Source organism: Massilia sp. DJPM01, from assembly GCF_030348125.1.
GTDB lineage: Bacteria > Pseudomonadota > Gammaproteobacteria > Burkholderiales > Burkholderiaceae_D > Telluria_A > Telluria_A frigida.
The window spans coordinates 18,828-33,079 of the sequence record NZ_JAQOZV010000008.1; the positions used below are offsets into that span (position 1 = coordinate 18,828).

Genomic DNA, 14,252 nt, shown 5'->3' on the forward strand with positions numbered 1-14,252 from the left:
CAAAGGCGGCAATGTTCCGCTTACGCGCTCAGGTGCCCGGCGCTTGCCAGGCCGACCAGTTGCACCCAGCGCCATCGCCGCGGCGGCCAGAGCCGGCGCCGCAGTCAAGGTCATCGTTACCGGCCGTGGATGCGGTAGCCGAGCGCGCTGCCGGTCAGGCTGTCCGCGTCCCCAGTGCCGGTGCCGGTGCCGGTGCCGGCCAGGGTCAGGCCGGAAGGCGGGGTGGCGGGATCGAACGCGCCAGCCGGGGACCGACGCCCCTGGCGCAAGGCTGGCGACGACGGGCCAAGCGATGCGGCACGCGGGTGCTTAGGCGACGTGCACGTAGTCGGGCGCCACGCCCACCAGTTCCACCGGCGCCATGGCAGCGCGGGCCGGTGCCTCGGCGTAGATCAGATTGTCTGCCATCAGCTTGGCGGCCACCACGTTCTGCAGGGTCATCAGGGTGTAGGCGGTGTCTGGACCGGCAGTGCCATCGGCGTCAAACTGCACCACGGTGGAGGTGCCGCTTTGAACGTAGCGCAGCACGCCCGTGGCGAGCGGGTTGCCAGGACCGCCTGAGTTGGGCATCAGGCTGACATCGATGCGGTCGCCACCGGCGCCTGCGCTGAAGTCCTTGACCGTGATGTTGTTGCCCAGGCCAAGACCGCTCACTTGGTAGGTATCGACACCATCGCCGCCGCTGGCGCTCACGATGGCGCCTCGGCCAGGCTCCCTGAGATTGAAGATGTCATCGCCCGCCCCGCCCGACGCCACCACACGGCCGTATGCAAGCTGCATGTCGAGCACGTCATTTCCGCTACCGCCGAACAGGCCGCTCTCGCCAACAACAGCAATTTTCAGGTAGTCATTGCCGCTGCCACCATTGAGGAGGCCGTTACTGAGCCCGCCATCGAGGGTGTCGTCGCCGGCACCGCCGTCGAGCACGCAGTCGCCCATTATCACGAGCAGGTTATCGTTGCCATTGCCGCCCATGAGCGTGTCGGCTCCAAAAAAGCCGCGGATGACGTCGTTACCATCGCCGCCGCTCAGCTGGTCATCGCCGGCAAAGTCCTCGATGAAGTCGTTCCCGCTGCCGCCATTGATGATGTCGTTGCCCTCCGCACCAAACAGCTTGTCGTCGCCGCTCCCGCCCTCGATGCGATCGTCGCCCGCGCCACCGTCCAAATAGTCCCGGCCCTCGCCGCCATACAGTTGGTCGTGGCCAACGCCCCCATCGATGACATCGTTGCCTGACTCGCCATGGAGCATGTCATTGCCCTCGCCGCCCTCGATAGAATCGTTGCCCGACTCGCCATGGAACACATCGTTGCCCTCCCTGCCGGTAATGGCGTCGTTACCGTCGCCCCCCATGACCGTATCGCCGTGGTGGCCGCCGTGGAGGTAATCATCGCCTGCGCTACCCAGGACAAAACGGCCGCCCTCGGTCCCGTCGGGATTGATTCCAGCCACAAAATTGGCAGCATCGAGACTGGTGGCGGCAATGCCGCGCAGGGTTGCCAAGGTATGGAAGGCGAAGGCCGTACCTTTGGCGCCATCGTCATCCACCTGCAGCAAAGTATCGCTCCCGCTCTGGACCAGCCGCAGGTAGCCGCTGGCGCCAAACGGGTTGGTCGATGCGGATACCGTGATGGAGCTGAACTCAAGTTGATCGCCACCGATGCCAGTCTGAAAATCGTTGATGACGACGCTTTCAGCGTGTTGGCTGGACGAAAAGTAAAAAATGTCGCTGCCGCTACCGCCCGACACGTCCACACTTTTCGTCGCCGTGCCCGGATTGAAAACGATCTTATCGTTACCGCCACCGCCGGAGACACTGACCACGCCACCCGTCGCGGAACTCCAGGAGCCGATCGTGAGTTCGTCGTTGCCGGCGCCGCCATCGAGCGTATCGTTGCCCACGCTGTCGGAAAGCGTGTCGTTGCCATCGCCACCGTCGAGCAGATCGTCACCTTCGCTGCTCACGAGTACATCGTTGCCTGCGCTACCCGACAAGGTATCGTTGCCGTCGCCGCCGTACAAGGAGTCGTTGCCGTTGCCGCCGTCCAGGTCATCATTTCCCTTGCCGCCGTACAGCCGGTCCGCGCCGCCCAATCCGTCAATGCGGTCGTCCAGCACATCGCCGCTCAGCGTATCGTCGTCCTCGGTGCCGGTCAGCACCAGTCCGGCATGCGGGTTGGCCGCCGCAGCGAGATTGGCAAGCGCGGCGTTCACATGGGCGTCCTGGCGCATGCCGGCGCTGGAGCGATGCATAGGGACTGGCGTCGCGAAAGGGGTAGTCGTCATGGTCATCCTTGGGTGATAGAAAGTCGAATCGCCAGCGAGATATTCCTGGCAATGTTTTCAAATTTCTATCATGCATGGACGAGACGACTATGTCCACCGAGGAATTTTACATTCTTACTCTAAAATAAAGATCACCGCGAATCGACCCAGCCGGCACGCAGCTGGCGTTCAAAGTCGCCCGCCGGCAGCGGGCGCGAGAACAGATAGCCCTGCACTTCATCGCAGCCGGCATCGCGCAAAAATTCCAGCTGCTGCAAGGTTTCCACCCCTTCGGCGATCACCTTGTGGCGCAGCTGGCGCCCGATGCTGATGATGGTGCTGGCAATGGCGCAGTCGTTGCCATCGAACGGCAGGCCGGTGGTAAACGAACGGTCGATTTTCAGGGTGTCGATCGGGAAGCGCTTCAGGTACGACAGGCTGGAATAGCCGGTGCCGAAATCGTCCAGCGACAGGCTCACGCCGAGCGCGGTGATGCGGTCCATGATGGCGATCACGCGCTCGATGTCGTGCATCAAGGTGCTTTCGGTAATTTCCAGTTCCAGCCAGGACGGGTCGAGCTGATAGCGCGCCAGCGTCTCGCTCACCCGCCCCGGCAAGGCGGCCGAAAATTCGCGCGCCGACACGTTCACGGCCAGGCGGAACGGCGGCAGGCCGGCCTCCTGCCACTGCGCCGCCTGGGCGCAGGCCGCTTCCAGCACCCACTCGCCCAGCTGGACGATGAGGCCGGTCGCTTCGGCCAGCGGAATGAACTCGGCCGGCGGCACCAGGCCGCGGCGCGGGTCGAGCCAGCGCACCAGCGCTTCGGCGCCGACCATGGCGCGCGTGCTGATCTCGAACTTGGGCTGGTAGTGCAGCAGCAGTTCGCCATTGGCCAGCGCCTGGCGCAGCCCCGATTCGAGGCGCATGCGCTCCTGCATGCCCTGGTTCATGTCGTGGCTGTAGAAGGTCACGCTGTCGCCATCGCCACCCTGCTTGGCGCGCGCCATGGCGATGTCGGCCACGCGCAGCAAGGCTTCGGCATCCGTGCCGTCCTGCGGATAGACGCTGATGCCGATGCTGGCGCCCACGCGCAGGTCGTTGCCGTCGATGATGAACGGCTCGACCAGCGCTGCCTGCAATTTGTGCGCCACCGTGGTCGCCTCGAAATGCTCGCGGATGTCGAACAGGCCGACCGCGAATTCGTCGCCCGACAGGCGCGCCACCACGTCCTGCTCGCGCAGCACCTGGCGGAAGCGCTGCGCCACCTGTTTCAGCAGCTCGTCGCCGGTGGCGCGCCCGAGGGTGTCGTTGAACATCTTGAAGCGGTTCAGGTCGACGAACAGGATGCACGCCGTGGCGCCCTTGCGCTGGGCCGCCATCAGGGCCTGGTCGACCAGCTTGGCCATCAGGCGGCGGTTCGGCAGGCCGGTCAGCGCGTCGTAGTAGGCCAGGTGGTGCAGGCGTTCTTCTGCGTGCTTGCGTTCGGTGATGTCGGTCAGGTAGGCGATCAGGCCGACCGGGCGCTGCTCGCGGTCGCGCAGGGGCGAGAGCGACAGGCTGGCCCAGAACACCTCGCCCGACTTCTTGCGGCGCCGCACTTCCATCATGCGCCCGCCCTGCTCCACGAAGGCATCGTGAAAGCCCGTGTCTTCCTCGGCGTACAGGAACAGGATGTTGCGCCCCACCGCTTCCTGCGCTGTGTAGCCGAACAGGCGCTCGGCGCCCTTGTTCCAGCTGGTGATGTAGCCGGTCTGGTCCATCGTCAGCACCGACTCGTGGATCTGGTCGAGGATTTGCGCCTGGTGCGACAACTCCGCTTCGAGGTCGAGGTAAGCCTGGGTCGAGCGCAGCGCGAAGCCGTTGACCTGCAACAGGCTGGCGGCCAGCCCGGCCAGGCCGGCCAGCAGGCGCCGGTCGGCCTCGTCGTAGGCGGCGCGCCCGCTCACCACCAGGCGGCCGAACTGGTGGCCACCGCTGGCAACCTCGCAGGCAAGCTGGGGATCGGCGCCGTCGGCCGCCTGCCCGGGTGCGACAAAGCTGCCCTGCGGGCTGGACAGCAAGTCGCGCGCGATGCGCCCGAGCTCGGCGGCAAGCGGCTCGCCGCGCAGCTTGAGTACGGCGGCGCACAGCGCGGCACTACTGGTCAGGAAGTCGGTCGCGGCGCTGACATGCATCCTACAAGTTCCTGCCGACCTGGATCGCCCAGTGAAAGGCATGCAGCTGGCTTTGCCACCACTGTTTGTTGTCGATCTCGAGCGCGGCCAGTTGCGCGGGCGCCGGCACGCGCTGTTCCACCATGCCCAGTTGTGCGCCGAGGCGTCCTTCGCGCAGCAGCAGCGCTTCGGCCGCGGCCGGCGCCAGGCCGAGCGCGCCGACGATATCTTCCATCGGCATGCCGAACAGCACGTCGAGCAGCGAAAACACGCCGGTCATGAAGGCAATATCCTGGTCGTCGCGCTCGCCGCCCTGCAGCTTGCACAGGCATTCGAGCTGGGCCGCGCGCAAGGCGGCCAGCGGCAGCAGCGGATTGGCCATGCCGTCGGGCTGCTGGCGCGCGTACAGCAGCAGTTGCAGCCAGCGCTGCAACTGGCGCCGGCCCAGCAGGTTGATGGCCTGGCCGAAGCTGGTGATCTGGGTACTGAGCGCAAACGCGGCCGAATTGACCAGCTTGAGCAAATGATAGGATAGTGCCGGATCTTGCTTGAGCAATTGTTCGAGTTCGCGCGATTCGGCGTCGCGCGCCAGCAGGCCGAGCAAGGCCAGCAAGCGCTTGCGCGAGGTGCCGTCATGCGGCTTGACGTTGGGCGCGGGATGCAGGGGCCAGTCGCCGCTGAGCCATTCGAAACCGGCCTCGGCGCAGTCGGCAAAGCGCGCGGCGCTGTGCACGCCATACCCCAGGTGCGGGCCGAACAGGGACAAGACCTGATATTTGCCGCCGCGCACCACCGGCAAGCCCGCGCTGCAATCGAGCGCGACCGCGCGCAAGGTGGCCGGCAGCTTGACGCCCTCGGCCGGGTGGCCGTCGACCAGCACGCGGTAGCCTTCCTCGTGCAGCGCCAGCAGCTGCTTGACCAGCGCTTCGTCGCCGAATACGCTGGCATCGATGGCCAAGATCACGCGCTGCGGCGGCATCAGCGCCAGCAGGGCCGGCGTCAGTACGGCGGGCGATGCGAGGTGCAGGATGCAGTCGAGCGGAGCGATGGCGGTGAGCAGGTCGGGCGCGCCGAACACCGCGTGCAGGGCGGCGGCCTGGTCCAGGCCGGGGCCGCAGCCGACCCGCACGGTCAGCGCCAGCCACTCGTTTTGGGCGTTGGCCGCCGCTTGCATTTCTACCAACGGGAACGGTGTTGTGTCGAAGGCAGCCATCGGCATCTTTGATTGAGGGGGTTCGGTAATCTTAGTGGAGATAATGATCGGAAGCAACCACTTCGTGCCTCACGTTCGTGCCTCACGTTCGTGCCCCACGTTCGTGCGCCACGTTCGTGCCCCACATTCGTGGCGCCCGCGTTAGCAGTCCGGCATCATTACTTCCCATCGTTGCAAAAGGATACTAGTTTCCTTCAAAACGTGCGTGGCGCACGGCGTATCTGATCAATTCGGCCTGCCCTTCGATGCCCAGCTTGCGCTTGATGTTGAGGCGGTGCGTCTCCACCGTGCGTACCGACAGGTCGAGCGCGCGCGCGATCTGCTTGTTGGACTGGCCGCCCGCCAGCTGCTGCAGCACTTCCTGTTCGCGCGCGGACAACTGGTTGTCTTGCACATTGGGGCGGGCCAGCTGGCGCGCCAGCGCGGCGCTGTAGTAAATACCGCCCGCCATCACGGTGTCGATGGCCAGCACGATATCCTTGCCGGGCGCATCCTTGAGCACATAGCCGCGCGCGCCGGCCTGCATGGCCTGGCTGACGTATTCGATCTTGTCGTGCATCGACAGGATCAGCACGGCGATGGCCGGGTAGCGCAGGCGGAACTGGGCGCTGGCGTCGATGCCGCTCAGGCCGCGCATATTGATGTCCATCAGCACCAGGTCGATGGCGTGTTCGCCAGCCTGGCGCAAGGCTTCCTCGCCGCCATCGGCCTCGGCCACCACGCGCAAATGCGGCACCGCTTCCAGGCGCGCGCGCAAGCCGTCGCGCACCAGCGGATGGTCGTCGACCAGCAGGATGTGAATGATGTCGGTCATGAGCGCCTGGCGTTGGGTGGAAGTGGAACCGACGCTTGCACCGAGGTGCCCGCCGCCGACGAGGTGATGGCGAGCTTGCCGCCGATGGCGTCCATGCGCTCCATCATGTTGCGCAGGCCGATGCCGCGCTTGGGATGCAGCGCCACGCTGGCCGCGTCGAACCCCGCGCCGTCGTCGGCAATGGTGAGCGTGACGCAGCCAGCCTCGCGCGCCAGGGTGATCTCGACCTGGCGCGCGCCGGCATGCCGTTCGATATTGGTCAGCGCTTCCTGGGCGATGCGGAACAGCACCGTGTTGGCCACGTCGGCCAAGCCGTCGCTGGCGCCGCGCGCCAGGAAACGCACCGGCAGCGCGCTGTTCTGGGTCGCTTCATGCGCCAGGTGGTCGAGCGCGGCGGCCAGGCCCAGGTCGTCGAGTATGGCCGGGCGCAGATTGTGCGAAATGCGCCGCACTTCACCCAGCACATCGTTAAGCTGGCCGGCGGTGTGCTCGAAACTGGCGCGCGCGGCCTGCTGCTGGGCCGCATCGCCGCCGAGACGGATCACGCCCGCCTCGATCTGCAACTTGATCGACACCAGCCACTGGCTGATGCCGTCGTGCAAGTCGCGCGACAGGCGCGCCCGCTCCTGTTCCTGCGACTCGACCACGCGCTGGGCCAGCACCTTGAGCTTGGCGTCGGCCACGCGCAGCTCGCTGATATTCAAGGCCAGCCCGGAACTGGCCACCACCAGCGCGCTGACAATGGCCAGCACCGCGATCCACAGCAAGGTGCCCTGGATATTGCGCGACTGCTGGGCGTCGATCTTGGCCAGGGCGGCATCCACATCGTCCAGATAAATGCCGGTGCCCAGCATCCAGCCCCAGTTTTCCATCGGAATCACATAGCCGAGTTTCGGCGCCGGCTTGTTGATCGAGGGCTTGGCCCAGATGTAGCGCTGCAAGCCGCCGCCGGCCTTGGCGCGCGCGATCAGGCGCTGGATGGTCGGCTCGCCATTGACGTCGCGCATATCCCACAGGTTGCGTCCCACCAGTTCGGGCTGGCGCGGGTGCATCAGGCTGTTGCCCTGGTAATCGTAGACAAAGAAATAGCCATCGTCGCCGTAGCTCAGGGTCGACAGGATGCGCTTGGCTTCGTCGAGGGTGGCCTGGTCGCGCTTGCCGGAATTGACCAGATGCGCCACCGAGCGCGTCGCCAGGTCCACATAGTGTTTGAGTTCGGCTTCCTTGCTGGCCAAGTAGGCTTGCTGGATGGTGGCGCGCTGCTGCTGGGCCAGCGTGATGGCCTGGTGGCGCACGAACAGCGCGATGGTGCACAGCGCCAGGATCAGCGGCGTGATCGCGAGAAAGATGACCTTTTGCCTTAACTTCATGCAGCGCCCGGCCTGCCGATGACGGCTTTGTGAAATGAGCCACATTCTACGTCGCTTCCGACCCGTCTGCTTACGTAGTAATACGTATTGCTCTGCGTATTGCTGCGCTTGCCGGGGAGAAGCGCCCATTCGATACTGAATCACACTGTACGGTATCAACACCGGCCATGACCGGTGAAACCGGCACGGACCATAAAAAAACACCTTGGAGGAGTCACCATGAAACGTCTGTCAAGCCAGCTCGGCTGGGCTGCGCTGTCGGTTTTCGGCGCGTGCGCGCTCGGCTATATCGCGCTCAAGCGCGGCGAAGCCATCAATGCGATCTGGATCGTCGCCGCGGCGCTCTGCGTGTACCTGATCGCCTACCGCTTCTATAGCCAGTTCATCGCCGACAAGGTGCTCGGGCTCGATCCCAAGCGCCAGACCCCGGCCTACAAATTCAACGATGGGCTCGACTACGTGCCCACCAATAAATACGTACTGTTCGGCCACCATTTCGCCGCCATCGCCGGCGCCGGTCCCCTGGTCGGCCCGGTGCTGGCCGCACAGATGGGCTACCTGCCCGGCATGATGTGGATCCTGGCCGGCGTGGTGCTGGCCGGCGCGGTGCAGGATTTCATCATCCTGTTCATTTCCACGCGGCGCGATGGCCGTTCGCTCGGCGACCTGATCAAATCGGAACTGGGCGACATTCCCGGCGTCATCGCCCTGCTCGGCACCTTCATGATCATGGTCATCATTCTCGCCGTGCTGGCGCTGATCGTGGTCAAGGCCCTGAGCGGCTCGCCGTGGGGCAGTTTCACCGTCATGGCCACCATTCCCATCGCCCTGTTCATGGGCGTGTACTCGCGTTACGTGCGCGTGGGACGGATCGGCGAAGTGTCGCTGATCGGCTTCGTGCTGCTGATGCTGGCCATCATCGGCGGCCAGCTTGTGCAGGAACACGCCGTGCTCGGCCCCATGTTTACCTTCACCGGCACCGAACTGACCTGGATGCTGATCGGCTACGGCTTCGTCGCTTCCGTGATTCCCGTGTGGCTGCTGCTGGCGCCGCGCGACTACCTGTCGACCTTCCTGAAGATCGGCACCATCGTCGGCCTGGCGATCGGGATCCTGATCGTCGCCCCGGACCTGAAAATGCCGGCCGTAACCAAGTTCATCGATGGCAGCGGCCCGGTCTGGTCGGGCAGCCTGTTCCCCTTCCTGTTCATTACCATTGCCTGCGGCGCGGTGTCCGGCTTCCATGCGCTCATTTCTTCCGGCACCACGCCGAAAATGATTGAAAACGAGCAGCACGCGCGCTTCATCGGCTATGGCGCGATGCTGATGGAATCGTTCGTCGCCATCATGGCGCTGGTGGCCGCCTCGACCATCGAACCGGGCATTTACTTTGCGATGAACAGCCCGGCCGCACTGCTCGGCACCACGGCCGAATCGGCGGCCGCGGCCGTGACGCAGATGGGCTTTGTCATCACCCCCGAGATGCTGACCCAGACCGCGAAAGATGTCGGCGAGCACAGCATCATTTCGCGCGCCGGCGGCGCCCCGACGCTGGCGGTGGGCATGGCAAACATCCTGTCGAACGTCATCGGCGGCAAGACCATGATGGCCTTCTGGTACCACTTCGCGATCCTGTTCGAAGCCCTGTTCATTCTCACGGCGGTGGACGCCGGCACCCGCGCCGGGCGCTTCATGCTGCAAGACTTGCTGGGCACCTTCGCGCCCTCGCTCAAGCGCACCGAATCGATCCCCGCCAACCTGATCGCCACCTCGCTGTGCGTGGCAGCCTGGGGCTACTTCCTGTACCAGGGCGTGGTCGATCCGCTGGGCGGCATCAACACCCTGTGGCCGCTGTTCGGCATCGCCAACCAGATGCTGGCCGGGATCGCCCTGATCCTCGCCACCTGCGTGCTGTTCAAGATGAAGCGCGCCAGGTTTGCGTGGGTCACCATGGTCCCGACCGCCTGGCTGCTGGCCTGCACCCTGACCGCCGGCTGGCAAAAGATTTTCCACGACAATGTGCGCATCGGTTTCGTGGCCCACGCCCAGAAATTCCAGGCGGCGATCGACCAGGGTACCGTGCTGGCGCCGGCCAAGTCGATGGCGCAGATGCACCAGATCGTGTTCAACGATTACCTCGATGCCTCGCTGGCCGGCTTCTTCATGTTCGTGGTGCTGTCGGTACTGGTGTTCGGCGCGCGCACGGTGCTCAAGGCGCGCGCCGCTGCCACGCCGAGCTCGCAGGAAACCGCTTTCGTCGCCAACGCGGCCACGCCCGCATGAGCATGTTCGGCAGCCTGCTCGACGCCGGCAGCGGCCTGGCCCAGGCCGGCCGCTATCTCGGGCAAAGCATGCGCCTGATGGTCGGCCTGCCCGAGTACGACACCTATGTGGCGCACATGGAGGCGACCCATCCGGGCCAGCCGATGATGAGCTACGAAGCCTTCTTCCGCGAGCGCCAGGAAGCGCGTTATGGCGGCGCGGGCAAGCGCGGTGGGTGTTGCTGACAGGCCACACAGAGTCAATACAGGGACGCTGCGGCGTCCCTTTTCTTTGCGCGCCTCGACCCGGGCCTGGGTCCGCCGCCACGAATGACAGGGTCGGGCCGGGCAAGCGAATGAAACGCAACCTGACCAACAAGCATGTGTTAAGAGGGAACGACGGAATCGGGCTCCAGAGGCGCCAGCCTGGACGAGTCTGATCGCGCAGCGCGAAGCGCCAGGATGTTGTCCTGCATGGCGCGCGAGCGGAGGCTCTCGATGCGCGAGGAAAGCGCAATTTTCGTGTCGGCTTTGGCGCGCGCCGCACTGGCCATGCGGGCAACCAGCGCCTGGAGGTCATTGACCGACAGAATTCGATGAAATTGCTGATCCTTGCTGATGAAGACGAGCGAATGACGCTTGCGGGCCAGCAGTTCGATGACGTTGCTCAGCGTTCCGGTGCTCATGCCATCCCACACCATGAGCCCCAGGTCGGCCGCGTTTGCCATCGCCACGTCTTTCGCTGTGAAATAGGCACGGGAGTGCTTCGCATGGTAGGTCGTGACTTGGCACACAGGCCAGCCGCCGACGTTATTGCGGGGCAAGTCACCGCTGCAGTAGACCGTGACCTTGCGGGCGCCCTGATCGAACAGGAACTGCTGGATGACGCGGTCCGCGCCATCCGCATCGCCGACGATCACGTCGTCATTCATCGATAGAATATTCATGATGCGCACCTGCACGTCGTCGTGCAGGTGCCTGATCTTGATCGAGCCCGCGAGAAATACCGTAGTCATCTTGGGCGCCTCCAAGTTAGTGCCGCCATATAAGCATGTCAATCTCCTGTCAGGCCAGGGGGCAGCGGTCGTCACACGCCCGACGCCAGCGGCACCAATGCCGTTCCACCTGTCGCATTTTTTGACACCGTCCCGACACCTTTGTTCCTTGTCAAAGTCGTGCCAGATCAATCCCCGTATATTTTTCCTGCGGGACATATTTCCCGGATCTCACCACCTTCTGCCGGGTCGTCCCCATGCTGAACTTTGAACGCTCAAGCCTGAACAAAAAACTGACGATCATTTCGTTCCTGTCGACCGGCACCGCGCTGTTCTTTGTCTTCATCGCCTTCGCCGTCACCTCGGTCCTTGGCCACCGCAAGGACGAAGGCATGCAGCTCTCCTCGTTTGCCGGCGTGATCGGCACCAATAGCGTCGACGCCCTGATGTTCAACGACCGCGACCAGGCCAGCGCCACCTTGTCCGCGCTCAAGGCCAAGATCGAAATATCCAACGCGGTCCTGTTCGACCGCAAAGGTAAACTCTTTGCCCGCTACGTGCGCAGCGGCCAGGCCGAACCGGAACCGAGCGCCCCGGAAATGAACCTGGACGAAGACGTGCTGGCCGAGGCGAGCCGCCAGGGAAGCCGCTTCTGGTCCAGCCGCATGCGCCTGTACCGCCCTATCATCAACGGCAACTACCAGGTCGGCATCGTCATGATCGAAGCCGATCTGACCCTGATGTGGCTCGACATCCTCAAGAGCCTGGGCGTGATCGCCGCCGCCATGGGCGGCTCGCTGATGATGTCGCTGATGCTGGCCAGCCGCTTCAAGGCCAGCATCGCCGACCCGGTGGCCAAGCTGATCAATGCGGCGCAAAAGGTCTCGGCCAGCCAGAACTACAACCTGCGCATCCCGCACGAGCGCACCGACGAAATGGGCTTGCTGATCGACAGCTTCAACGCCATGCTGGCCCAGATCGAAGGACGCGGCGCCGCCCTCACCCACCACCGCGACGAACTCGAACGCCAGGTCAGCGTGCGCACCGAGCAGCTGGAAAAGGCCAAGAACGCGGCCGAAGCGGCCAGCCGCGCCAAGAGCGCCTTCCTGGCCACCATGAGCCACGAAATCCGCACGCCCATGAATGGCGTGCTCGGCATGACCGAAATGCTGCTGAGCACCGCGCTGAACGACACCCAGCGCAATTACACCAAACTGGTCAAGCGCTCCGGCGAACACCTGCTGGTGATCATCAACGACATCCTCGACTTTTCCAAGATCGAGGCTGGCAAACTGTCGATCGAGTACATCAACTTCAACCTGTGGGATTTGCTCGACGACATCAACACCATCTACACCCCGCAAGCCCAGGCCAAGGGGATCGCGCTCGACTTTGCCATCGCCAACGATATCCCGATCGCCATCTGCGGCGACCCCAACCGCCTGCGCCAGATCATGGCTAACCTGATCGGCAATGCGCTCAAGTTCACCGACCGCGGCCAGATCCTGGCCAAGGTCGATGTCGAAACCGAAGACGGCGCCAGCGTCGGCCTGCGCTTCGAGGTGCACGACACCGGCATTGGCGTCTCGCGCGAAGCGCGCAGCCGGATCTTCGACGCCTTTTCCCACGCCGACAGCTCGACCACGCGCAAGTACGGCGGCACCGGCCTGGGCCTGGCCATTTCGCGCCAGCTGGTCGAACTGATGGGCGGCAAGATCGGGGTCGACAACGCCCCCACCCAGGGCTCGGTCTTCTGGTTCACGGTCAGCTTCGACAAGCGCCGGGTCGACCCCAACATGCTCGACGCCAGCCTGCGCATGACCGAGGGCATGCGCGTGCTGATCGTCGACGAGCAGGCCGACAGCCGCGCCAGCCTCGAACACCAGCTGGCCGAATGGCAGGTCGCCAGCGACAGCGCGGTCTCGGCGCGCGAGGCGGTCGACCGCCTGCTGGCCGCGGCCCACGGCGGGCGCCCCTACGAAGTGGCGATCATCGACATGGACCTGGAGCGCACCAGCGGACTGTCGCTGGCGGCCGGCATCAAGGGCGACCCCGCCACCAGCGCCACCCGCATCATGCTCATCAGCGACAACCGGATGGCGGCCGACCCGGTGCAGCGGCGCGAAGCGGGCGTGGCCTACCAGCTGATCAAACCGGCGCGCGCGGCCGACCTGTTCGAATGCATCATGACGCGTCCGCGCGGCAAGCCGGTAGCCACCCTGGCGCAGGTAGCGGTGGCGCACGCGCCGCTGGCGCCGGCCGGCCGCAAGCTGCGCCGCCAGCGCGTGCTGCTGGCCGAGGACAACCCGGTCAACGTCGAAGTGGCCACCGCCATGCTCGACTCGCTCGGCCTGGGCGTGTACTGCGCGCGCAACGGCGCCGAAGCGCTGGCCGCGGCCCGCACCGACGGCTACGACGTGGTGCTGATGGATTGCCAGATGCCGGTGATGGACGGCTTTGCCGCCACCGCCGAAATCCGCCGCCACGAACGCGAATGCGGGCGCGCGCGCACCCTGCCCATCATCGCGATTACCGCCAACGCGCTGCAGGGCGACCAGGAAGCCTGCCTCGCGGCCGGGATGGACGATTACCTGAGCAAGCCATTCAGCCAGCAGGAGCTGGCCGCCGTGCTGGGACGCTGGATCGCGCTGCCGCTGGCCACCAGCGTGCACCACGGCGGCGCGGCGATGGCGGCGCCTGCCCCCGCGCCCGCGCCGCAAGTGCAGGAGCCGCGCGAAGCCGGCCCGCGCGACGCCGTGCTGCGCGAGGCCGAGCCAAGGATGGCGGCCGCGCGCGCGCCTGCCACGCCGGGCGCGGTGCAGCGCGACGTCATCAACCGCCACGCGCTGGAAAACATCCGGGCGCTGAGCAAGGAGCGCGGCGACGCGCTGGTGCAAAAAGTGATTGCGGCGTATGTCGACGACACCCCGCAGCACCTGCGCACGCTGCGCAAGGCCATTACCGGGCTCGATCCGGGCAACCTGCGCAAGGTCGCGCACAGCCTCAAATCGAGCAGCGCCAACGTCGGAGCCGAAACGCTGGCGCAGATGTGCAAAGACATGGAAACGCTGGGCCGCACCGACACCACCGAAGGCGCGTCCGGCATCCTTACCGACATGGAGCGGGAATTCCAGGCCGTGTGCCACTCGCTCAATGCCCTCCTAGAGAAGGAACATTAAAA

9 protein-coding genes are annotated in these 14,252 nt (G+C 65.1%); 3 read left to right on the top strand and 6 right to left on the bottom strand.

Annotated elements, in window-relative coordinates; all coding sequences use genetic code 11:
* Positions 1 to 309 precede the first annotated feature (309 nt).
* From PO883_RS07625 to PO883_RS07645, 5 genes are all read right to left on the bottom strand, one after another.
* Entirely contained in the window at positions 310 to 2,286 is a 1,977-nt protein-coding gene (locus PO883_RS07625; protein WP_289309217.1) for a calcium-binding protein, read from the bottom strand.
* Between the two features lie 131 nt (positions 2,287 to 2,417).
* On the bottom strand, positions 2,418 to 4,439 hold the full coding sequence (locus tag PO883_RS07630) for a bifunctional diguanylate cyclase/phosphodiesterase (RefSeq protein ID WP_289309218.1): 2,022 nt from the start codon (positions 4,437 to 4,439) through the stop codon (positions 2,418 to 2,420).
* Between the two features lies 1 nt (position 4,440).
* Entirely contained in the window at positions 4,441 to 5,631 is a 1,191-nt protein-coding gene (locus PO883_RS07635; protein WP_289309219.1) for an HDOD domain-containing protein, read from the bottom strand.
* 184 nt (positions 5,632 to 5,815) lie between these two features.
* A complete protein-coding gene (locus PO883_RS07640) occupies positions 5,816 to 6,445 on the bottom strand; it encodes a response regulator transcription factor (RefSeq protein WP_167091353.1) in 630 nt (209 codons plus the stop codon).
* Positions 6,442 to 7,815, bottom strand: a complete 1,374-nt coding sequence (locus tag PO883_RS07645; RefSeq protein WP_289309220.1) for a cache domain-containing protein — start codon at positions 7,813 to 7,815, stop codon at positions 6,442 to 6,444. Before PO883_RS07645 ends, PO883_RS07640 begins: the two co-directional genes overlap by 4 nt.
* A 219-nt stretch (positions 7,816 to 8,034) precedes the next feature.
* On the opposite strand from PO883_RS07645, the gene PO883_RS07650 reads away from it, so the two are divergent.
* Both PO883_RS07650 and PO883_RS07655 read left to right on the top strand, forming a co-directional pair.
* Positions 8,035 to 10,098: a carbon starvation CstA family protein gene (locus tag PO883_RS07650; RefSeq protein WP_289309221.1), complete on the top strand. Its 2,064-nt coding sequence runs from the start codon at positions 8,035 to 8,037 to the stop codon at positions 10,096 to 10,098.
* Complete coding sequence (locus PO883_RS07655; protein WP_289309222.1) at positions 10,095 to 10,322, top strand: YbdD/YjiX family protein; 228 nt, start codon at positions 10,095 to 10,097, stop codon at positions 10,320 to 10,322. Before PO883_RS07650 ends, PO883_RS07655 begins: the two co-directional genes overlap by 4 nt.
* Before the next feature lie 140 nt (positions 10,323 to 10,462).
* On the opposite strand, the gene PO883_RS07660 is transcribed toward PO883_RS07655, so the two are convergent.
* Positions 10,463 to 11,092, bottom strand: coding sequence for a hypothetical protein (locus PO883_RS07660; RefSeq protein WP_289309223.1), 630 nt, complete (start codon positions 11,090 to 11,092; stop codon positions 10,463 to 10,465).
* Between the two features lie 236 nt (positions 11,093 to 11,328).
* Here PO883_RS07660 and PO883_RS07665 point away from each other — a divergent pair, with 236 nt between their 5' ends.
* On the top strand, positions 11,329 to 14,250 hold the full coding sequence (locus tag PO883_RS07665) for a response regulator (protein ID WP_289309224.1): 2,922 nt from the start codon (positions 11,329 to 11,331) through the stop codon (positions 14,248 to 14,250).
* Positions 14,251 to 14,252 lie beyond the last annotated feature (2 nt).